Source organism: Shinella granuli (genome assembly GCF_004341885.1).
Taxonomy (GTDB): domain Bacteria; phylum Pseudomonadota; class Alphaproteobacteria; order Rhizobiales; family Rhizobiaceae; genus Shinella; species Shinella granuli.
The window spans coordinates 474,067-493,999 of the sequence record NZ_SLVX01000002.1; the positions used below are offsets into that span (position 1 = coordinate 474,067).

General features: G+C 66.1%; 25 protein-coding genes. 12 read left to right on the forward strand and 13 right to left on the reverse strand.

The genetic code is table 11. From position 1 onward, the window contains the following. Nucleotides 1–80: 80 nt before the first annotated feature. Nucleotides 81–335, forward strand: coding sequence for a hypothetical protein (locus EV665_RS05475; RefSeq protein WP_133033345.1), 255 nt, complete (start codon nucleotides 81–83; stop codon nucleotides 333–335). Here EV665_RS05475 and dprA read toward each other — a convergent pair. The 4 genes from dprA to EV665_RS05495 form a co-directional block, all read right to left on the reverse strand. Further along, nucleotides 267–1,418 carry a DNA-processing protein DprA gene (gene dprA, locus EV665_RS05480; RefSeq protein WP_133033346.1) on the reverse strand — a complete coding sequence of 384 codons (1,152 nt, stop codon included), beginning with the start codon at nucleotides 1,416–1,418 and terminating at the stop codon, nucleotides 267–269. The genes EV665_RS05475 and dprA overlap by 69 nt on opposite strands. Before the next feature lie 2 nt (nucleotides 1,419–1,420). Next, the gene (plsY, locus tag EV665_RS05485; RefSeq protein WP_245507649.1) at nucleotides 1,421–2,026 is read right to left on the reverse strand and encodes a glycerol-3-phosphate 1-O-acyltransferase PlsY; all 606 of its coding nucleotides are present in this window, start codon (nucleotides 2,024–2,026) and stop codon (nucleotides 1,421–1,423) included. A gap of 100 nt (nucleotides 2,027–2,126) precedes the next feature. Then, on the reverse strand, nucleotides 2,127–3,419 hold the full coding sequence (locus EV665_RS05490; protein WP_133033348.1) for a dihydroorotase: 1,293 nt from the start codon (nucleotides 3,417–3,419) through the stop codon (nucleotides 2,127–2,129). Further along, nucleotides 3,416–4,357, reverse strand: a complete 942-nt coding sequence (locus EV665_RS05495; RefSeq protein WP_023512782.1) for an aspartate carbamoyltransferase catalytic subunit — start codon at nucleotides 4,355–4,357, stop codon at nucleotides 3,416–3,418. Before EV665_RS05495 ends, EV665_RS05490 begins: the two co-directional genes overlap by 4 nt. A 171-nt stretch (nucleotides 4,358–4,528) precedes the next feature. Here EV665_RS05495 and EV665_RS05500 point away from each other — a divergent pair, with 171 nt between their 5' ends. Beyond that, entirely contained in the window at nucleotides 4,529–6,181 is a 1,653-nt protein-coding gene (locus EV665_RS05500) for an acyl-CoA dehydrogenase family protein (RefSeq protein ID WP_133033349.1), read from the forward strand. On the opposite strand, the gene EV665_RS05505 is transcribed toward EV665_RS05500, so the two are convergent. Further along, nucleotides 6,163–7,098, reverse strand: coding sequence for an AEC family transporter (locus tag EV665_RS05505; RefSeq protein WP_064329809.1), 936 nt, complete (start codon nucleotides 7,096–7,098; stop codon nucleotides 6,163–6,165). The genes EV665_RS05500 and EV665_RS05505 overlap by 19 nt on opposite strands. Before the next feature lie 208 nt (nucleotides 7,099–7,306). On the opposite strand from EV665_RS05505, the gene EV665_RS33065 reads away from it, so the two are divergent. Both EV665_RS33065 and EV665_RS05510 read left to right on the forward strand, forming a co-directional pair. Beyond that, on the forward strand, nucleotides 7,307–7,438 hold the full coding sequence (locus EV665_RS33065; RefSeq protein ID WP_256388511.1) for a hypothetical protein: 132 nt from the start codon (nucleotides 7,307–7,309) through the stop codon (nucleotides 7,436–7,438). After that, entirely contained in the window at nucleotides 7,435–7,761 is a 327-nt protein-coding gene (locus EV665_RS05510; protein WP_133033350.1) for a DUF6105 family protein, read from the forward strand. The genes EV665_RS33065 and EV665_RS05510 overlap by 4 nt, the downstream gene beginning before the upstream one ends. Here the strand turns inward: EV665_RS05510 and ruvX are convergent. Further along, entirely contained in the window at nucleotides 7,707–8,192 is a 486-nt protein-coding gene (ruvX, locus tag EV665_RS05515) for a Holliday junction resolvase RuvX (RefSeq protein ID WP_133033351.1), read from the reverse strand. The genes EV665_RS05510 and ruvX overlap by 55 nt on opposite strands. A gap of 11 nt (nucleotides 8,193–8,203) precedes the next feature. Next, nucleotides 8,204–8,500 carry an alkylphosphonate utilization protein gene (locus EV665_RS05520; RefSeq protein ID WP_064329812.1) on the reverse strand — a complete coding sequence of 99 codons (297 nt, stop codon included), beginning with the start codon at nucleotides 8,498–8,500 and terminating at the stop codon, nucleotides 8,204–8,206. A gap of 117 nt (nucleotides 8,501–8,617) precedes the next feature. Here EV665_RS05520 and EV665_RS05525 point away from each other — a divergent pair, with 117 nt between their 5' ends. The 4 genes from EV665_RS05525 (at nucleotide 8,618) to EV665_RS05540 (ending at nucleotide 11,958) form a co-directional block, all read left to right on the forward strand. Further along, nucleotides 8,618–9,322: a metal-dependent hydrolase gene (locus EV665_RS05525; protein WP_064329813.1), complete on the forward strand. Its 705-nt coding sequence runs from the start codon at nucleotides 8,618–8,620 to the stop codon at nucleotides 9,320–9,322. Between the two features lie 104 nt (nucleotides 9,323–9,426). After that, on the forward strand, nucleotides 9,427–9,714 hold the full coding sequence (gene gatC, locus EV665_RS05530; protein ID WP_064329814.1) for an Asp-tRNA(Asn)/Glu-tRNA(Gln) amidotransferase subunit GatC: 288 nt from the start codon (nucleotides 9,427–9,429) through the stop codon (nucleotides 9,712–9,714). A 47-nt stretch (nucleotides 9,715–9,761) separates the two neighbouring features. Continuing rightward, nucleotides 9,762–11,243 carry an Asp-tRNA(Asn)/Glu-tRNA(Gln) amidotransferase subunit GatA gene (gatA, locus tag EV665_RS05535; RefSeq protein WP_133033352.1) on the forward strand — a complete coding sequence of 494 codons (1,482 nt, stop codon included), beginning with the start codon at nucleotides 9,762–9,764 and terminating at the stop codon, nucleotides 11,241–11,243. Nucleotides 11,244–11,445: 202 nt separating this feature from the next. Then, the gene (locus tag EV665_RS05540) at nucleotides 11,446–11,958 is read left to right on the forward strand and encodes a GNAT family N-acetyltransferase (RefSeq protein WP_133033353.1); all 513 of its coding nucleotides are present in this window, start codon (nucleotides 11,446–11,448) and stop codon (nucleotides 11,956–11,958) included. Nucleotides 11,959–11,992: 34 nt separating this feature from the next. Here the strand turns inward: EV665_RS05540 and EV665_RS05545 are convergent, their stop codons facing one another. The 3 genes from EV665_RS05545 to EV665_RS05555 form a co-directional block, all read right to left on the reverse strand. Then, nucleotides 11,993–12,250 carry a YjhX family toxin gene (locus tag EV665_RS05545; protein WP_064329817.1) on the reverse strand — a complete coding sequence of 86 codons (258 nt, stop codon included), beginning with the start codon at nucleotides 12,248–12,250 and terminating at the stop codon, nucleotides 11,993–11,995. 193 nt (nucleotides 12,251–12,443) lie between these two features. Next, on the reverse strand, nucleotides 12,444–13,346 hold the full coding sequence (locus EV665_RS05550; protein WP_133033354.1) for an NAD(P)/FAD-dependent oxidoreductase: 903 nt from the start codon (nucleotides 13,344–13,346) through the stop codon (nucleotides 12,444–12,446). A gap of 86 nt (nucleotides 13,347–13,432) precedes the next feature. Further along, nucleotides 13,433–13,876: an Rrf2 family transcriptional regulator gene (locus EV665_RS05555; RefSeq protein ID WP_133033355.1), complete on the reverse strand. Its 444-nt coding sequence runs from the start codon at nucleotides 13,874–13,876 to the stop codon at nucleotides 13,433–13,435. Between the two features lie 143 nt (nucleotides 13,877–14,019). Here EV665_RS05555 and gatB point away from each other — a divergent pair, with 143 nt between their 5' ends. The 4 genes from gatB (at nucleotide 14,020) to EV665_RS05575 (ending at nucleotide 17,272) form a co-directional block, all read left to right on the forward strand. Next, nucleotides 14,020–15,522: an Asp-tRNA(Asn)/Glu-tRNA(Gln) amidotransferase subunit GatB gene (gatB, locus tag EV665_RS05560; RefSeq protein WP_133033356.1), complete on the forward strand. Its 1,503-nt coding sequence runs from the start codon at nucleotides 14,020–14,022 to the stop codon at nucleotides 15,520–15,522. A 66-nt stretch (nucleotides 15,523–15,588) separates the two neighbouring features. Next, entirely contained in the window at nucleotides 15,589–16,089 is a 501-nt protein-coding gene (locus EV665_RS05565) for a GNAT family N-acetyltransferase (RefSeq protein ID WP_064332482.1), read from the forward strand. A 153-nt stretch (nucleotides 16,090–16,242) separates the two neighbouring features. Continuing rightward, the gene (locus tag EV665_RS05570; protein WP_064329820.1) at nucleotides 16,243–16,638 is read left to right on the forward strand and encodes an NADH:ubiquinone oxidoreductase subunit NDUFA12; all 396 of its coding nucleotides are present in this window, start codon (nucleotides 16,243–16,245) and stop codon (nucleotides 16,636–16,638) included. Between the two features lie 178 nt (nucleotides 16,639–16,816). After that, a complete protein-coding gene (locus EV665_RS05575) occupies nucleotides 16,817–17,272 on the forward strand; it encodes a DUF2155 domain-containing protein (protein WP_133033357.1) in 456 nt (151 codons plus the stop codon). Nucleotides 17,273–17,465: 193 nt separating this feature from the next. Here the strand turns inward: EV665_RS05575 and aat are convergent, their stop codons facing one another. From aat to accB, 3 genes are read right to left on the reverse strand one after another with little or no spacing between them, the layout of a single operon-like run. Then, nucleotides 17,466–18,080, reverse strand: coding sequence for a leucyl/phenylalanyl-tRNA--protein transferase (gene aat, locus EV665_RS05580; RefSeq protein ID WP_133033358.1), 615 nt, complete (start codon nucleotides 18,078–18,080; stop codon nucleotides 17,466–17,468). A gap of 12 nt (nucleotides 18,081–18,092) precedes the next feature. Continuing rightward, nucleotides 18,093–19,439 (reverse strand): acetyl-CoA carboxylase biotin carboxylase subunit, encoded by a 1,347-nt coding sequence (accC, locus tag EV665_RS05585; RefSeq protein ID WP_133033359.1) that lies wholly within the window; start codon nucleotides 19,437–19,439, stop codon nucleotides 18,093–18,095. A gap of 10 nt (nucleotides 19,440–19,449) precedes the next feature. Next, nucleotides 19,450–19,911 (reverse strand): acetyl-CoA carboxylase biotin carboxyl carrier protein, encoded by a 462-nt coding sequence (accB, locus tag EV665_RS05590; RefSeq protein ID WP_133033360.1) that lies wholly within the window; start codon nucleotides 19,909–19,911, stop codon nucleotides 19,450–19,452. Nucleotides 19,912–19,933: the final 22 nt, after the last annotated feature.

Consider the following 19,933-nt stretch of genomic DNA (forward strand, 5'->3'; position numbering starts at 1 on the left):
GAATAATCGTTGTATCTTTCCCTGGGTATAGGAATTGCAACCTGACGGTGATTCTTAAACGTAGGTGCAACGGAAGCGCTATGAACCCGAAACCAGCCAAGTCCGCCCTCCCGCCACACACCACAGAGGAAAACCTTGCCTACACCCGGCAGATGCTGGGCGAGCTGCGCACGGTCGTGAAAAACGAAGGCGCCGACATGCTGGGCTATCTGATCGAGATGGCCTATGTCGAGGCAGGCGACATCCTGACCGGCCTCAGGCCGCTTTCAGTCCGGGGTCATCGAGACCCGGCCATCGGCATGCCGCTGAAGCCGGCCGGCAAGATCAAGTTCTAGGAGAACGAGATAGACGGTCGCGGCGGCGATGCCGGTATAGCGGATGATCTCGTCGATTTCGGCCGGCACCTGGCTCAAGGCGTCCGTTATGCGCGCCCGTTCGCCATCGCCTGGGGGAAGCCGCAGGGCGGGCGGTGTGTCCTCGGCGGGTTCGTCGGCGCCGGGGCGGGGGGTGAAAAGGTCGGGCTCGGATAGCGGGCGCAGGCTTTCCAGGACATCCTCGGGCGTGGTGGTGATCGTCGCGCCGTCCTTGAGAAGACCGTTCGTGCCTTCGCAGCGCGGATCGAGCGGCGAGCCGGGCACGGCGAAGACCAGCCGGCCGAAATCCGCCGCGTTGCGCGCGGTGATCAGCGAGCCGGAGCGCACCGCCGCCTCCACCACCACCAGGCCGAGCGACATGCCGGCGATCAGCCGGTTGCGGCGGGGAAAGTCCCGGGCGCGCGGCTCCCAGCCGAAGGGCATTTCGCTGATGGCGAGGCCTTGCCCTTCGGTGATTTCTGCAAGCAGGCCGATGTTTTCCGGCGGATAGGGTTTGTCGAGCCCGCCCGCCATGGCCGCGACCGTACCGGTGTCGAGGCTGGCGCGATGGGCGGCCGTATCGATGCCGCGGGCAAGGCCCGAGATGATGGTATAGCCCGCCCGCCCGATCTCGCGTGCAAGCAGGCCGGCGAATTTCGTGCCCGACAGGGACGCGTTGCGTGCGCCGACGATGCCAACGGCCGGTGCCGCCGCGACGGCCCGGTTGCCCTTGACGGCCAAGAGCGGCGGCGCGCCGTCGATCTGCCGCAGGAGGAAGGGATAGTCGGGTTCGCCGATGCCGACGAAGGCGGCACCGTGCCGGTCGGCGATGTCGAGTTCGCGCTCGGCCTCGGCCCGGCTGGCGACGCGGATGGCGCGCGAGGCGCCGCCGCGACGGGAAAGCTCCGGCAGCATCTCCAGCGCCGTCTCGGCGCTGCCGAAGTGATTAATGAGCTCGCGGAAGGTGACCGGCCCGACATTGTCGCTGCGGATGAGGCGCAGCCAGGCGATCCTCTGTCGTTCCGTCAGCGCAATGCCCCGTGTCCTTGCGCCGCGCTCGTCCATCTCTATCCCTTGCTGCCGATCTTGCTTTCCGTGCCGTTCAGGAGGCGGCTGATATTGGCGCTGTGCTTCCACCAGGTGATGAGCGTGAGCAGCAGGAAGAGCACCGCCACCTTCTCGTGACCGAGAAACCACAATACAACCGGTGATACGGCGGTTGCAACCAGGGCCGAAAGGGACGAATAGCGCGTCAGATAGGCAAGGCCGATCCAGACGGCGGCGAAGACGGCGAGCATGACAGGCACGAGGCCGAGCAGCAGGCCGACATAGGTCGCGACCCCCTTGCCGCCCTTGAAGCCGAGCCAGACGGGAAAGAGATGGCCGAGGAAGGCGGCAAGGCCCGCCGCAAGGCCGGCATCGAGCCCCCAGCGTGAAGCGATGGCGGTGGCTGCCGTGCCCTTGAGGGCGTCGAGCAGCAGGGTCGCCGCGGCAAGCTTCCTGTTGCCGGTGCGCAGCACGTTCGTCGCGCCGATATTGCCGGAGCCGATCTGGCGCACGTCGCCGAGCCCGGCCATGCGGGTGAGGATCAGGCCGAAGGGGATGGAGCCGAGGAGATAGCCGAAGGCGAGGGCGGCGAGCGTCGGCAGGGCGCCGAGCTGCCAGGTGAAGATGTCGGACACGTCAGTTCCCCCGTTCCAATGTCTGCATGCGGGGCGTGGATCCTCGGGCTCGACCCGAGGATCCACGCTCTCCGCCGGTCCGACGTCCCGTTCAGTCCAGCGAATACACCCGTTTGCCGGCAACATAGGTGCTAATCGCGCGTCCCGTAAAGCGGGCATCTTCGAAGGGCGTGTTCTTCGAGCGCGAGACGAAGCGGTCCTTGGTGGCAAGCCAGGGCTCGTCGGGATCGATCAGCACGATGTCGGCGCGCGCGCCGGGCGAAAGCGTGCCGGCATCGAGGCCGAAGATCTGCGCCGGCCGCGTCGAGAGCGCATCGAGGAGCCGCATCAGCGGAACCTCGCCGCTGTGGTGCAGCCTGAGCGCCGCCGCCAGCATGGTCTCGAGGCCGATCGCACCGTCGGCGGCGTCCGCGAAGGGCAGGCGCTTGGTGTCGACGTCCTGCGGGTCGTGCGAGGAGACGATGATGTCGATCTCGCCGCGGGCGAGCGCGTCGACCATCGCCTTGCGGTCGTCCTCGCCGCGCAGCGGCGGGGAGAGCTTGAAGAAGGTGCGGTATTCGCCGATGTCGTTCTCGTTCAGCGTCAGGTGGTTGATCGAGATGCCGCAGGTGACGTCTGCACCGCGTTCCTTCGCGATCTTCACCGCTTCGGCCGATTCCGGCACGGAGATCTGCGCCGCATGGTACTTGCCGCGCGTCAGGCCGGCGATGCGCAGGTCCCGTTCGAGCGGGATCAGTTCGGCCTCGCGCGGGCTGCCGGAAAGGCCGAGCCAGCTTGCGAGCAACCCCTCGTTCATCACGCCGCCGGCGCCGAGATACTTGTCGCGGGTTTCGAGCGCGATGACGCTGCCGAATTCGCGGGCATAGGTCATGGCCCGGCGCAGCACCTGCGCATTGTGCATCGGGTTGCGGCCATTGGTGAAGGCGACGGCGCCGGCATCCTTCAGGAGGCCGAATTCGGTCATCTCCTCGCCGGCAAGCCCCTTGGTGAGGGCCGCGGCCGGGTGGATGTTGACGATCGCCTTGTCGCGCGCGTTCTTCAGCACGAATTCGACGAGCGCGATGTCGTCGATGACGGGATCGGTGTCCGGCATGGTGATGAAGGTGGTGACGCCGCCGGCCGCCGCGGCGCGGGAGGCCGATTCGATCGTCTCGCGGTGCTCGGCGCCGGGCTCGCCGACGAAGACGCGGGCATCGACCAGGCCGGGGGCGGCGATGAGGCCGCGGCCGTCGACGAGCTCGGCGCCTTCGGGTGCGCCCTGGTTCTGCGCGCCGCTGCCGATGGCGGCGATCCTGCCGTTCTCGATGACGATGGAGCCGTTTTCATCCACGTTGCGCGAGGGGTCCAGGATGCGGAGGTTCTTCAGGACGGTGGTGCGGGTCATGCGCGGACACCCTGGTTCTGCGAAACGAGAAGCGTTTCCATCACGGCCATGCGGACGGCGACGCCCATCTCGACCTGCTGCTCGATGACGCTCTGCGGCCCGTCGGCGATCTCGGAGGCGATCTCCACGCCGCGGTTCATCGGCCCGGGATGCATGACGAGCGCATCCTCCTTCGCCGCCTTCAGCTTTTCCGCATCGAGCCCGTAATAGTGGAAATATTCGCGCACCGAGGGCACGAAGGCGCCGGACATGCGCTCGCGCTGCAGGCGCAGCATCATTACCACATCGGCATCCTTCAGGCCTTCCGCCATGGAATGGTAGACCTCCGCCCCCATGTCGGCGATGCCGGAGGGAAGCAGCGTTGCAGGCGCCACGACGCGCACGCGCGCGCCCATGGCGTTGAGCAGCAGGATGTTCGAGCGGGCGACGCGCGAATGCAGCACGTCGCCGCAGATCGCGACGATGATGCGCGAGAGCTTGCCCTTGGCGCGGCGGATGGTCAGCGCGTCGAGCAGGGCCTGGGTCGGGTGCTCGTGCTGGCCGTCGCCGGCATTGACCACCGAGCAGGAGACCTTCTGCGCGAGAAGCGCGGCGGCACCGGCGGAGGAATGGCGCACGACCAGCACGTCCGGGTGCATGGCGTTCAGCGTCATCGCCGTGTCGATCAGCGTCTCGCCCTTCTTCACAGAGGAATTGCCGACCGACATGTTCATCACGTCGGCGCCGAGGCGTTTGCCGGCAAGCTCGAAGGAGGATTGCGTGCGCGTGGAGGCTTCGAAGAACAGGTTGATCTGTGTCAGGCCCCGAAGGGTCGACGTTTTCTTCTCCCGCTGCCGGGAGATTTTCACCGCCTCGTCGGCGCGGTCGAGCAGGTGGGTGATCTCCTGCTCGGTCAGGCCCTTGATGCCGAGAAGGTGGCGATGCGGAAAGAAGTCCATGAAACTCCGCCTCAACTGTCGTGGATACGCGGGGTCTATAGAGTGTCGGTTCCCCCGCGGCAAGGCGAAGCGGCGGCGAGCCCGCGCATTCCCACGCTTTTGTGAAGCCGAGCGCGTCGGCAGCCGCAAGGCCCCGTTTCGCCCCGCCGCGACTTGGGCTAGAACCCGCTCATGACTCGCGACAAGACGACCGAACAGAAACTCGCCGATCTCAACCAGCCGCCGCTCTGGTCGGGCATCAATGCCTATCGCTCCGACCCGCTGCTGGTCGATGCCACCGACGTCATGCCGAAGAGCCTGCGCGACGAGTTCGACGCGATCGGCCGCTACGTGACCTCGCCGGAGGCGCAGGAACTCGCCCGCATGGCGAACGAGGGCGTGCCGCAATTGCGCACGCATGGCCCGCGCGGCGAGCGCCTCGACGTCGTCGACTACCATCCCGCCTGGCACGCGCTGATGCGCCGCTCCATGGCGAGCGGCCTGCATTCCTCGCTGTGGGAGAACGTGCCGGACGAGAAGGGCAGGGCGCACAAGGCGCGCGCCGTGCGCTTCTACCTCACCGCCCAGCTCGAATGCGGCCATCTCTGCCCATTGACGATGACCAGCGCCTCGGTCGCCGCCCTTTCCGTCTCGCCGCAGGTGCAGCGCGAATGGGGCCGAAAAATCCTGTCGCGCAAGTATGACAGCACCAACAAGCCCGCCATGCAGAAGAGCGCCGTCACCATCGGCATGGGCATGACGGAAAAGCAGGGCGGCACGGATGTGCGCGCCAACACCTCCACCGCCGAGCGCGTCGGCGAGGGCATCTACCGGCTCTCCGGCCACAAGTGGTTCATGTCGGCGCCGATGAGCGACGGTTTCGTCATGCTCGCCCAGACCCGCGAGGGGGTCGGCTGCTTCCTCGTGCCGCGCCTGCTGGAGGACGGCTCCAGCAACGGCCTGCGCTTCCAGCGCCTGAAGGACAAGGTCGGCAATCGCTCCAACGCCTCGTCCGAGGTCGAGTTCTCGGAAACCTTCGGCTTCCTGCTCGGCACGCCCGATGCCGGCATCCGCACCATCCTCGACATGGTGACGCTGACGCGGCTCGACTGCGCGCTGGCCTCCTCCGGCATCATGCGCGCCTCGCTCGCAGAGGCCGTGCACCACACGCGCGGCCGCAGCGTCTTCGGCAAGCCGCTGGTCGCCCAGCCGATCATGACGCGCGTGCTCGCCGACATGGCGCTCGACGTCGCGGCCGCGACCGCGCTCTCCCTGCGCCTGGCGGAGGCCTTCGACAAGGCGCGCGACAGCGCCGAGGACGCCGCCTATGCCCGCATCATGACGCCGGTGACGAAATACTGGTGCTGCAAGATCGCGCCCGCCCTCATCTACGAGGCGATGGAATGCATCGGCGGCAGCGGCTATGTCGAGGAGCGGCCGATCGCGCGGCATTACCGCGAGGCGCCGGTCAATGCGATCTGGGAGGGCTCGGGCAATGTCATGGCGCTCGACCTGATGCGCGTCATCGGCCGGGGCAGGGACCTGTTCGAGATGCTGTTCGCCGGGCTTGCCCGCGATCTCGGCCCGGCCGGCAAGAAGACGGTCGACGTGCTGCGCGCGGCGCTGTCGCTCTGCGAGCGTGACGAGGGGGCGGCCCGCATGCTGGTCGAGCAACTGGCGCTTGCCGCCGCCGCGGCCGAGCTCTACCGTGCCGGTGCCGGCCGCATAGCCGATGCCTTCCTCGAAACGCGCCTCGCTTCGGGCTGGCGCTCGACCTACGGCATGCTCGATTCGCGCTTCGATTCGGCCTATATCGTCGACCTGCTCTATCCGCCGGCAAGGTAGGCGGTCGTCGCCAGCACGACGGGGATCGTGAAGAACGAGGCGATGGTCTGCAGCGTGGCGACGGCGGCATAGAGCGGCGCGTCGCCGCCCATCTGCTTGGCCAGCACATAGCCGTTCATGGCCGTCGGTACGCTCGCCCCCATGGCGATCGTCAGCAGCGGCTCGCCGCGCATGCCGAGCGCATAGGCGGCCGCCGTCATGACCAGCGGCATGAACACGAGCTTCAATGCGACCGGCAGCAACGCCAGCGGCCGGGGTTTCAGCGCATCGGCGAGCTTCAGCCCGGCGCCGACCATGATCAGGCCGAGGCTGAGCGAGGTGTCGGCGACGAGTTCCGTCGCCTGCATCAGCGGCGCGTAGATCGGGATTTCCAAGAGGTTGATCGCAACGCCGAGCACCGAGCCGATGATCATCGGGTTGGTGACGATTTTCTGTGCGAACGTCCTGAGGCTGCGCGTGCCGCCGCCGAACCAGACGAGAACGGCGATATTGTAGAAATTGAGGGGAATGATGATCAGCGTCGCCACGAGCGCGACGAGGGCAAGGCTGTCCGCGCCGTAGAGTTTTTCGCCGATCGCCAGCGCGATGAAGGCGTTCCAGCGTGTCGAGGTCTGGAAAACGGAGGTGAACGACGCGCCCGGAACCTGCGCGGCGCGAAAAAGCGGCCAGGCGAGGGCCAGGAGCGCCGCGATGAGCGTCACGGAGCCGATGGAGCCGAGCGCCACGCTGCCGGCGGCGATGCCGGAGAATTCCGCCTTGGCGAGCGTCGTGAAGAGCAGGCAGGGGAACAGCACGAAGAAGCCGAGCTGCTCGAGCCCGTTCCACATGTCGCGGTCGATCAGCCGCCAGCGCTTGAGGAAGACCCCCAGCACGACGAGCAGGAAGACGGGAAGGATGCTTTCGAAGATGGCGAGCATGGCAACCGGGCGGGCGAGGGATGGTCGCTGCTCATTCCACGCCTTGCGCGGGCTTGCAAGGCTCACCTCCGACGGGACCCGTGTGGAAATTAACCTTAATGACGGGTTTGCGTTGCGCGAACAGGGTTAACGGGTGAAGGTGCCGTTTACCTGGTGTTAACCATGTGAGCGAGTGCAGCCTATGGCCAGAACGGCCCGGATTTCGGTCATGACGACCCTGTTTTGTTTCGTGGCGGTGGATATCGTCGTTCCGCTTCTCGTCATCGCCGCGGGCGTGGCGGTCAGCGAGATCGTCTTTGCGGCCGGCGACCTTCTCGCACCGAAGAGGAGGGCGGCATGAAGTGGTTCCTGATTCTCTGGGCCGGCCCCATTGCGCTGCTCGGAAGCTGGTACGGGCTTTCCTATTACGACATGAGCTTCGGCTTCTTCATGCTGACGCGCGATGCGCATGACCTGGTGTTCCAGATCTACGGCCATATCCTCGGCATCCCGCCGGAGGACCTGCCGCCGCTGGTGCTGCGCGCCATCATCGTCGACAGCTTCCTCGTGCTCGGCATCATCGCCTTCCGGCGCCGCAGGAAGATTGCCGCCTGGTGGCAGGCCCGCCGTCAGTCCGCGCCCGCCGCCCTTGCCAGCGACGAGAGCCTGTCCAGCGCGCCCTGAAGGATGAAGGAGGCGGCGGCCGAATCAATGCGTTCGGCCCGCTTCTTGCGCGACACGTCCATCTCGATCAGCGTGCGCTCCGCCGCCACCGTCGACAGCCGCTCGTCCCAGAAGACGAAGGGAATGTCGGTCTTGTCGGCCATGGAGCGCACGAAGGCGCGCGTCGCCTGGACGCGCGGCCCGGCGCTGCCGTCCATGTTCATCGGCAGGCCGATGACGAAGGCGGCGACCTTCTCCTTCGCCGCGAAGGCCAGCAGCACCTCGGCATCCTGGGTGAACTTCACGCGCTTGAGCACCGGCCGCGGCGTCGCCAGCCTCCGGCCAAGATCGGAGACCGAAAGCCCGATGGTCTTGGTGCCGAGGTCTAGGCCGGCGATCGGCTGGCCGGGCGCGAGCGTTGCGGCCAGTTCTTCCAGTGTCAGCGTTGCCATGACGGCCCCTCTCAGCGCTTGCGCACGAATTCCGTGCGCAGGACCAGCCCCTTGATCGTCTCGTGCCGGCAGTCGATCTCGTCCGGATTGTCGGTGAGGCGGATCGACTTGATCACCGTGCCCTGCTTCAGCGTCTGGCCGGCGCCCTTCACCTTCAGGTCCTTGATGAGCACGACCGAATCGCCATCGGCAAGCACGGTGCCGCTGGCATCGCGCACCTGGTTTCGGGCCGCCTTCTCCGCGGCGATTTCGGATGCCGGCCGCCATTCGCCGGTCGCCTCGTCATAGATATAGTCGTCGTCGCTCATGGCGGCTCCTTGCATGTTGCTCCATCTTCAAGGCCACGCTTATAACGATCCGGCGATGGATGGAAACGGCCTTCGCCGGTTCTATATTGCGCCAAGGATCCAAACGGGAGAACAAGCATGAAAATCACCTGGCTCGGCCACTCCGCCTTCCGGATCGAAACGGCGAAAGCCAGGATCCTGATCGATCCGTTCTTTACCGGCAATCCCGCCTTCGACGAGGCGACCCGCAAGGACGCGGTGGCGGGCCTTACCCATATCCTGCTGACCCACGGTCATGGCGACCATGTCGGCGACACGATCGGGATCGCGAAGGAGACCGGCGCGACCGTGCTCGCCAATGCGGACCTTGCGGCCTGGCTCGGCGCCAAGGGCGTGGAAAAGGTCGACATGGGCAATACCGGCGGCACCGTGCATTTCGACGGTTTCTCGACCACCTTCGTCAATGCGCTGCATTCCTCCGCGCAGATCACCGAGGACGGCGTCTCCCATTCGCTCGGCAATGCCAACGGCCTTGTCCTGCATTTCGAGGACGAGCCGACGCTCTATCACATGGGCGACACCGACATCTTTTCCGACATGGCACTGGTCAACGAGCTGCACCAGCCGGAAATCGGCCTCGTGCCGATCGGCGACCGCTTCACCATGGGCGGTGCCGTCGCCGCGCTCGCCTGCCAGCGCTTCTTCACGTTCGACACGGTCATCCCCTGCCATTACGGCTCCTTCGGCCTGCTGGCGCCGACGGCCGATCTTTTCGTCAAGGCGATGGACGGCGCTTCGGCGAAGATCGAGGTGCCGGGCGTCGGCAGCGTGGTCTCGCGCTGAGCGGCCGGAAAACGGGCGAGGGGGCGTGGAAGGGGCCATTCCCCCGTTGCGCCCCTTGGGCTTGGTCAGTATAGCGGGTAGAAATTTCTGAGCGGAGACCACTCATGTCCGTAGATCTAGCCACCGTGAAGCGCGTCGCGCGCCTTGCCCGCATCGCCGTCAGCGAGGAAGAGGCAAACCGCATGACCGGCGAGCTGAACGGTATCCTCGGCTTTGTCGAGCAACTGTCCGAAGTCGATGTTAGCGGCGTCGAGCCGATGACCTCCGTCACGCCGATGGAGATGAAGAAGCGCGAGGACGTCGTCAACGACGGCAACAAGGCGGACGATATCGTCGCCAATGCGCCGGCCTCCGACCGCAACTTCTTCCAGGTCCCGAAGGTCGTCGAGTAACGTCCTCTTCGTCGCCCGAGCCGTCCGAATCCGAAAGTAGCCTTCCCATGACCGATCTGACCCGCCTGACCATTGCCGAAGCCCGCGAAAAGCTCGGCGCCAAGGAGATCACCGCCGTCGAGCTGACGGACGCCTATCTTGGCGCGATCGAGGCGGCGAACCCTGTCATCAACGCCTATGTTACCGTGACGCCGGACAAGGCGCGCGACATGGCGAAGGCTTCCGACACCCGCATCGCAGCCGGCAGGGCCGGCGCGCTGGAGGGCATCCCCCTTGGCATCAAGGACCTGTTCGCGACCGAGGGCGTGCACACCCAGGCCTGCAGCCACATCCTCGACAGCTTTCGCCCGAAATACGAATCGACCGTCACCCAGAACCTCTGGAACGACGGCGCCGTCATGCTCGGCAAATTGAACATGGACGAGTTCGCCATGGGCTCCTCCAACGAGAGTTCCTATTACGGCGCGGTCAAGAACCCGTGGCGCGCCACCGGCTCCAATGCCGATCTGGTGCCGGGTGGCTCGTCCGGCGGCTCGGCGGCGGCCGTCGCCGCGTTCCTGTGCGCCGGCGCCACGGCGACGGATACCGGTGGCTCCATCCGCCAGCCCGCCGCCTTCACGGGCACCGTCGGCATCAAGCCGACCTATGGCCGCTGCTCGCGCTGGGGCATCGTCGCCTTCGCCTCCTCGCTCGACCAGGCCGGCCCCATCGCCCGCGACGTGCGCGATGCGGCGATCCTGCTGAAATCCATGGCGAGCGTCGATGCCAAGGACACCACCTCCGTCGACCTGCCGGTGCCGGATTACGAAGCCGCGCTCGGCCAGTCGCTGAAGGGCATGCGCATCGGCATTCCGCGCGAATACCGCGTCGAAGGCATGCCCGAGGAGATCGAGGCGCTCTGGCAGCAGGGCATCGCCTGGCTGAAGGAGGCCGGCGCCGAGGTCGTCGACATTTCCCTGCCGCACACGAAATACGCGCTGCCGGCCTATTACATCGTCGCGCCCGCCGAAGCCTCGTCGAACCTTGCCCGCTATGACGGCGTGCGCTACGGCCTGCGCGTCGACGGCAAGGACATCGTCGACATGTATGAGAAGACCCGCGCGGCCGGCTTCGGCCAAGAGGTCAAGCGCCGCATCATGATCGGCACCTATGTGCTGTCGGCCGGCTACTACGACGCCTACTACCTCCAGGCGCAGAAGGTCCGCACGCTGATCAAGCGCGACTTCGAGCTCGCCTTCAATGCCGGCGTCGACGCGATCCTGACCCCCGCCACGCCGTCCTCCGCCTTCGGCATCGCCGACGAGGAACTCGCATCCGATCCGGTCAAGATGTACCTGCAGGACATCTTCACCGTCACGGTGAACATGGCGGGCCTGCCGGGCCTGTCCGTGCCCGCCGGCCTCGATCACAAGGGCCTGCCCCTCAGCCTCCAGCTCATCGGCAAGCCCTTCGAGGAGGACGTCCTCTTCAAGACCGCGCATGTCATCGAAAAGGCCGCCGGCCGCTTCACGCCGGCCAAGTGGTGGTAAGGGGCGGATAGCCTCAAAGCTGTTCTTCCGTCATGCCGGATCACGTCCGGGCATGACGGAAGAAAGGTGGGGGCGCCGCCTTTGGACGCCGATTTCACCGCCGCATTTTCCAATCCCTCCCATCATCCCCGTGGATAGCCTTTCGTTTCCCTCGCCAAGTCTCTCGGGCAGTGCTTTCATGGCACCGGAAAGGGCTGGCCGCATGATCGCCATTCGCAATGCCCGTGAGGATGACGTTCCCGCTCTCGTCGAAATCGGCGTTCGAGCCTGGGAACAGGCCGTCGTCGGCGTCGCCGACCTCCAGGTGCGGCGCGACTATGCCCGCAATGCCTTCCAGCAGTTCCTCGGCCGTCACTGGCTTCGGGTCAGCGTCGCGGAAGCCGATGGCCGGCCGGCCGGCTGGGCCTCGCGCGAGGCGCTGGACGACGAGATCAGCGACCTCTGGATCGATCCGCCGCAGCAGAACAAGGGCCTCGGCTCCGCCCTGCTCGCGGCCATGGAAGCCGAGATCGTCGCGGCGGGCTTCGAGGCGGCGCGCCTCCAGACCCATGCCCGCAACACGGCGGCCGTGGGTTTCTTCCAGAAGCACGGCTACAGCGTGAACTGGCTGTCCATCGACTATTCCGAGCGCCTCGACCGCGACGTCGAATCGGTCGGCCTGCGCCGGCAGTTCGTCGCGGACGAACCGGTCGGCTACGGGCCAGGCGTGTTCTGAGGGGAGGCGGGCATTCGCCGCGCCTCCCGCCGGTTCACTGGTTGTCCTGCTGGGAGCGTACGAGCTCCAGGCCGCGTTGCGTGATGCGATAGGGCCTACCACCGGAGGAGGCGATGCACCGCCGGCGTTTCAGTTTGCGAAAGAGGTCGATGTCGAGGCCGCTTGCCCGCCAGCCGTCCCGCGTGATGCAGGCGACCGTCATGATCTTCCGGTTGTCGTCTTTTTCGATATCGATCCTGCCGCCCTGGGCGAGCAGGTGGAGAATGCGCTGTTCGGCGCGCGAAATGTCCATTGTCTTGAGAATCCGTCCGGCGTTCGGATGAACGCGAAAAAACGTTCCGCCACCCGAAAGGTGGCAGGGCTCATCGTTTTTCCAGACCCTGCGCGCACGCTGTGGCGGGCAGGGTCCTCAGCAGGCCTCAGACGAATTGGACATCAAGACTCCATTTGCGGATGCTCCGAAATAGCCGGGACATCCGCAAAGGTCAATGCGCCGGCCAGATCAGGGAGTGATGCAGGAAGACGGCGGTCTTCACCCCGCTGGCCGCGGCAAGCGAGATGTTCGCCGGCCCGAGCGCGATGTCTCCGGCCGCATAGAGGCCGGGCAGGGAGGTCTGACCCATGTCGTCGGTGTGGAGGATGTTGCCGATCGGCGTCTCCTTCAGCGTCAGGCCGCGCTCGGCCGGAATGGCGCTCCGCACCTGCGCCTCCGGCATCACGAAGAGCGCCTTGACCAGGGTCGGGATGCCCGGCCCGGTCTCGACGGACAGCATGCCGTCCGGCCCGTCGGCGATGGCGGTGACGCGGCCCGGCCGGAGCTTCACATTGCGCTCGGCGAGCACGGCAAGGGCCGCATCGTCCGGCTCCGGCGCCATGTTGGTGAAGAGCGTGACATTGCCCCAGTCGGCGACCACCGCCGCAAAGCGCGCCGCCTCGGCGGTGCGCGCCAGGACGCCGACCGGGCCGCCGCCGACCTCGTAGCCATGGCAATAGGGGCAATGCAGCACGGTCTTGCCCCACCGTTCGGCAAGGCCGGGGATCGCCGGCAACTGGTCCTCGAAGCCGGTGGCAAGCAGCACGCGGCGCGCCTCGATCCGCCCGCCGTCGCCGGTGGCGACGGAGAAGGCGTCCTTCTCGCCCTCCAGCCGCTCGGCCGGCACGTCGCGGAAGGTGACGGTCCCGTAGGCGGCAAGCTGCCGGCGGGCATCGGCGAGGATGTCGCGGCCCGGCCGGCCGTCCTGGGCAAGGAAGCCGTGCGAACGGGCGGCGAAGCGGTTGCGCGGCTCGCCGGTGTCGAGAACGGTGATGCGGCGGCGGGCGCGGGCGAGCTGCAGGGCGGCGGAAAGGCCGGCAAAGCCCCCGCCGATGATGATGGCATCTTCGGTCATGGTTCATCCTTTCTGTGGAACATGCGGCATCGCGCGCCCGAGGGGTCTCGGTCGTTCGATGCAGGGTATCGGCAGGGCGTTCCCGCTTAGCCGGTATCGGCCCGGCAGCGTTTCGCCGCCACCCGGAAATCGGCGGCGAGGTCGGCGAGCGTCGTGCCGGCGAAGCGCGCCATCAGCATCGCCTCGGCATCCTTCAGCGCCTCGCCGATCACCCGGTTGACGGATTGCTCGACAACGCAGCCCGGCATTTCCGTCGCCGGGCCGATCTGGAAGACGATCGGCTCGCCGAGCGCGTTGTAGATGTCGAGCAGCGAGATGTCGGCGAGCGGCCGGGCAAAATGCCAGCCGCCGCCATGGCCGCGGCCGGACTGCACGATGCCGGCCTCGCGAAGGCCGGCCATGGTGCGCCGGACGACGACGGCGTTGGTGTCGAGGCAGAGCGCAAGGTCGTCCGAGGTCATCGGCGCCTCGCGCTCGGCCATGTGCATGAGGGCGTGGAGCACGGCGGAAAGGCGGCTGTTTCTTTTCATGTAACAATAATAGTTACGAATCGTTCCGCCTGTCAACCGGCGGCCGGGGGGAAGAGGGGCCGGATATGCGGCAAAGCCTTGCACCGGCCGGCCATATGTTCTACCGAGGCAGGCAAATCCGAGGCTTTCGCAAAGAGCATCCCATGACCATCGTCGACGTCCGCACCCCCGATCCGAAACGCTTGATCCCCGGCGCCACCGGCGACTGGGAGGTCATCATCGGCATGGAGGTGCACGCCCAGGTCCTCTCCAATTCCAAGCTGTTCTCCGGCGCCTCCACCGAATTCGGCAAGGCGCCGAACGCCAACGTCTCGCTCGTCGATGCAGCCATGCCGGGCATGCTGCCGGTCATCAACGAGGAATGCGTCAGGCAGGCCGTGCGCACCGGCCTCGGCCTGAAGGCGCAGATCAACCACCGCTCGATCTTCGACCGCAAGAACTACTTTTATCCGGACCTGCCGCAGGGCTACCAGATCTCCCAGTTCAAGGACCCGATCGTCGGCGAGGGCAAGATCACGATCTCGCTCGGGCCCGACCGCCAGGGCAACTTTGAAGACATCGAGATCGGCATCGAGCGCCTGCATCTGGAGCAGGATGCCGGCAAGTCGATGCACGACCAGCATCCGACCATGTCCTATGTCGACCTCAACCGTTCGGGCGTCGCGCTGATGGAGATCGTCTCCAAGCCGGACATGCGCTCGTCCGACGAGGCCAAGGCCTACATGACGAAGCTGCGCTCCATCGTGCGCTATCTCGGCACCTGCGACGGCAATATGGACGAGGGCTCCATGCGCGCCGACGTCAACGTCTCCGTGCGCCGTCCGGGCGAGCCCTTCGGCACGCGCTGCGAGATCAAGAACGTCAACTCCATCCGCTTCATCGGCCAGGCGATCGAATACGAAGCCCGCCGCCAGATCGGCATCCTGGAGGACGGCGGCACCATCGACCAGGAAACCCGCCTCTTCGATCCCGGCAAGGGCGAGACGCGCTCCATGCGCTCGAAGGAAGACGCGCACGACTACCGCTATTTCCCCGATCCGGACCTCCTGCCGCTGGAATTCGACAACGAGTTCGTCGGCAAGCTGCTCGCCGGCCTGCCGGAACTGCCCGACGACAAGAAGATCCGCTTCGTCAAGGATTTGGGCCTGTCCGTCTACGACGCCTCGGTGCTCGTCTCGGAAAAGGCGATCGCCGACTACTACGAGGCCGTGGCCGCCGGCCGCGACGGCAAGATTGCCGCCAACTGGGTCATCAACGACCTGCTGGGCGCCTTGAACAAAGCCGGCAAGGCCATTGAAGAGACTCCGGTTTCACCCGGACAGCTTGGGCAGATCATCGATCTCATCAAGGACGGAACGATTTCCGGCAAGATCGCCAAGGACCTCTTCGAGATCGTCTGGAACGAGGGCGGCAACCCGGCCGAGATCGTCGAGGCGCGCGGCCTGAAGCAGGTGACGGATACCGGCGCCATCGAGAAGGCCGTCGACGAGATCATCGCCGCCAATCCGGACCAGGTCGAGAAGGTGAAGGCCAAGCCCACGCTTGCCGGCTGGTTCGTCGGCCAGGTGATGAAGGCGACCGGCGGCAAGGCCAACCCGCAGGCGGTGCAGGCCCTCGTCAAGGCCAAGCTCGGCATCGAGGACTGACGCGATTCCAGGAAAGGTGTGAAGCGGTTTTCCGTCCGGAATCGCTTCGAAACAAAGGAATTTTCCATGTTCTTCGTCCGCACGGCCTCCGAGCGCGATCTGGCGAAGGTCAGCGCGCTCCTGGCCGAGACGTGGCACGCCACCTATGACGCGCTTTACGGCGCCGACAAGGTGAGCGAGATCACCGCGCGCTGGCATGCCGTGCCCGCGCTGAAGGCCCGGCTGGAGCGCAAGGACAGCGAGTTCGTCGTCGCCGACAACGGCAGGGAGCTTGCCGGCATGGGGTATGCGGCCATGGCGAAGGACCGGCCGAAGGTGGCGTTCCTGCATCAGCTCTACGTGCTGCCGCGCTACCAGCGCCAGGGCATCGGCCGCGACATGTTCGCCGAGCTCGAGACCTGCTTCCCGGATGCCAGCACCATGCTCCTGGAGGTCGATCCGCGCAACGAGGCGGCGGTTGCCTTCTACCAGGCGCACGGCTTTGCCAAGGTGGGCGAGGCGCAGCATACGGCGGACGCCGTCTCCGGCGTGCCGCTTGATGTCTACGAGAAGCCGCTCGGCGGCTGACCCGCGGCGAAAAGCCGGGGGCGAAGGGGCGGGAATCGCTGGACATTCCGGTGGTCTCGCGCCATAAGCGAAAGAAAGATCGCCCGCTTTCCGCGGGCGGCCCAACAGTCTCGGGCCGCGCTTCCGGCACGGCCCTGCCAAGGACGCCAGCCCATGAACCTTCTCAAGCAGATTTTCACCTGGTGGAACGGTCAGACGATCGGCACCCGCTTTCACACCTGGCGCTTCGGCACCCGGGTCGGCCAGGACGAATTCGGCAATGTCTATTACCAGGGCGGCAAGGATTCCGAAGGCCGCACGCGCCGCTGGGTGATCTACAACGGTTATGCCGAAGCCTCGGCCATTCCCGCGGGCTGGCATGGCTGGATGCACCACCGCACCGACGTTTCCCCGGCCGACGAGACGTACCAGGCCCGCGAGTGGGAAAAGCCGCACCGCCAGAACCCGACCGGCACCGCCCAGGCCTACCGCCCGCCGGGTTCGCTTGCCGCCGCCGGCGAGCGCCCGCGCGTGACGGGCGACTACGACGCCTGGACTCCGGGCAACTGATACCGATTTGGCCACATTTCGCCGCTAGAGCAATTCCAGCAAAAGTGCGTAGCGGTTTTGCGTCGGGAATTGCGTTAAAACAATGAGTTAGAGCATTTCCGCTTTTCGGGGAAAAGCGGAAATGCTTCAGCTCCAAGCGACCGGCGAACGCCGGGGCGGTTCGCAGGAGATGGCATTCATGACATCAGGGTTTTTCTCGGCAAACGCCCGATGGCGGTTCCTTGTCGCCGCGCTTGCCGTGGCCGCCGCGGGCGCCGGGCTGATGCCCGTGGCCGCCGAGGCCGCCCGCATCGAGAACCCGGTCGCCGTCTTCTCCGGCATCGACAAGATCACCGGCCGCATCACCAATTTCGACGTCTATATCGGCGAGACCGTGCAGTTCGGCGCGCTCCAGGTGACCCCGAAGGTCTGCTACAGCCGGGACGACACCGAGGCGCAGAAGGTGACCTCCTTCGTCGAGGTCGACGAGATCACGCTCGACCGCAAGATCCGCCGCATCTTCACCGGCTGGATGTTCGCCGACAGCCCCGGCCTCAACGCCGTCGAGCACGCCGTCTATGACGTCTGGCTGACCGAGTGCAAGGCAAAGTCCGACGTGCCGCCGCCGGAAGATTCCCAGGCGAAGGCGCAGTAAGGCGCTTTCCACGAACGTTGCGTCTGCGGCTGTGGATCCTCGGGTCAAGCCCGAGGATGACGGAGGGAGGGGCGCGGAAAGATAAAGAAACGCTTCCGCATGCCGCACCATTCGATAGTCTTCGAGACAATGCCTCCGCGCTGTCATCCTCGGGCTTGACCCGAGGACCCACGACCCACGGCACGCCTTTTCGTCAAAACGGCAGATGCGGCGAGGCCAAGGCGTTCGCCAGCATGTCCTCATACTCGATTTTCGGCACATCGATCGCGCCGAACGACTTCAGGTGCTCGGTGGTGAACTGCGTGTCGAGCAGCCGGAAGCCGCGCGCCTTCAGCCGTTCGACGAGATACACGAGACAGATCTTCGACGCATCCGTGCGCCGCGAGAACATGCTCTCGCCGAAGAAGGCGGCACCGAGCGAGACGCCGTAGAGGCCGCCGACGAGGTTTTCCCCCTCCCAGGCTTCGACCGAATGGGCGTGGCCCATGCGGTGCAGCGTGCCGTAGAGCGACCTGATCTTGGCGTTGATCCAGGTCGACGGCCGATCCGGCGCAGCCGCCGCGCAAGACGCGAGCACGGCGTCGAAGGCGGTGTCGAAGCGGATGTCGAAGGGCTTCTTGCGGATCGTCTTGGCGAGGCTGCGCGAGACGTGGAACTCATCGAGCGGGATGACGCCCCGCATGTCCGGCTCGACCCAGAACAGCTCCGGGTCGTCGGCCGAATCGGCCATCGGGAAGAGCCCGATGGAATAGGCGCGCAGAAGCAGGTCCGGGGTGATTTCCGGGTGCCGGCTGCGTCGCCCTGCCATGACCGACGCCCCTCAGGCGTCGGTTTTGCTGGCCAGATAATTCTCCAGCCAGTGGATGTCGTAGTCGCCGTTGGCGATGTCCTGGTTGCCGATCAGGTCCTGGAAGAGCGGCAGTGTCGTCTTGATGCCGTCGATGACGAATTCGTCCAGCACGCGGCGCAGGCGCATCATGCATTCGACGCGGGTGCGGCCGTGCACGATGAGCTTGCCGATCAGGCTGTCGTAGTAGGGCGGGATTTTATAGCCCTGATAGGCGCCCGAATCGACGCGCACGCCAAGGCCGCCCGGCGCATGGAAATGCGTGATCGTGCCCGGCGAGGGAACGAAGGTGCGCGGGTCCTCCGCATTGATGCGGCACTCGATGGCATGGCCGGAAAAGACGATGTCTTCCTGGCTGACCGAAAGGCCGGCGCCGGAGGCGACGCGGATCTGCTCGTGCACGAGGTCGATGCCGGTGATCGCCTCGGTGATCGGGTGCTCCACCTGCAGGCGGGTGTTCATCTCGATGAAGTAGAACTCGCCGTTCTCGTAGAGGAACTCGATCGTGCCGGCGCCGCGGTATTTCAGCTTCTTCATGGCATCGGCGCAGACCTGGCCGATCTTCATGCGCTGTTCCACATTGAGGGCGGGGGAGTTGGCCTCTTCCCAGACCTTCTGGTGGCGGCGCTGCAGCGAGCAGTCGCGCTCGCCGAGATGCACGGCATTGCCCATGCCGTCGCCGACGACCTGGATTTCGATATGGCGCGGCTTGCCGAGATACTTTTCCATGTAGACGGCGTCGTTGCCGAAGGCGGCGAGCGCCTCGGAGCGGGCCGTGGAGACGGCTTCTTCAAGGTCCACCTCGGACTTGGCGACCTTCATGCCGCGGCCGCCGCCGCCGGCGGTGGCCTTGATGAGCACGGGAAAGCCGATCTTGCGGGCGACTTCCAGGGCGTTCTCCGGCTTCACCTCGCCGTCGGAGCCGGGAACGACGGGGATGCCGAGTTCCTGCGCCGTCTGCTTGGCGGTGATCTTGTCGCCCATGATGCGGATGTGCTCCGCCGTCGGGCCGATGAAGGTGATGCCGTGCGCGTCGAGGATTTCCGCGAACTTGGCGTTTTCCGAGAGGAAGCCGTAGCCCGGATGCACGGCGTCGGCGCCGGTGATCTCGCAGGCCGCGACGATCTGGTGGATGTTCAGATAGCTCTCGCGCGACGGGGGCGGGCCGATGCACACGCTCTCGTCGGCGAGGCGCACATGCATGGCGTCGGCATCTGCCGTCGAATGCACGGCGACCGTGGCGATGCCGAGCTCCTTGCAGGCCCGAAGGACCCGAAGGGCGATTTCGCCGCGGTTGGCAATGAGGACTTTGGAGATCATGGGGGCCGCCTTATTCGATGACGATCAGCGGTTCGCCGTATTCGACGGGGCTTGCATCCGAGACGAGGATTTCGGTGACCTTGCCGGAGCGCGGCGCCGGAATCTGGTTCATCGTCTTCATGGCTTCGATGATGAGGATGGTCTGGCCTTCCTTGACGCTCGCGCCGACCTCGATGAAGGGGCGGGCGCCCGGGGCGGGCGAGAGATAGGCCGTGCCGACCATCGGCGCCGTGACGGCGTTCTTGTTGCTGCGCGCATCGGCGACCGGAGCGGCGACGACGGCAGCCGGTGCGGCGAAGGCCGGAGCGGGCGCGGCGATCGGCGCCTGGACGAATTGCGGCGTGCCGGCGCGCGAGACGCGGATGCGCAGGTCGTCCTGCTCCACTTCGATCTCGGTGAGGTCCGTCTCGTTGAGGATGTTGGCGAGATCGCGGATGAGCGCCTGATCGATGCCGTGTTTCTTGTCAGCCATGGAAATGAGCCTCTTGTTTTTC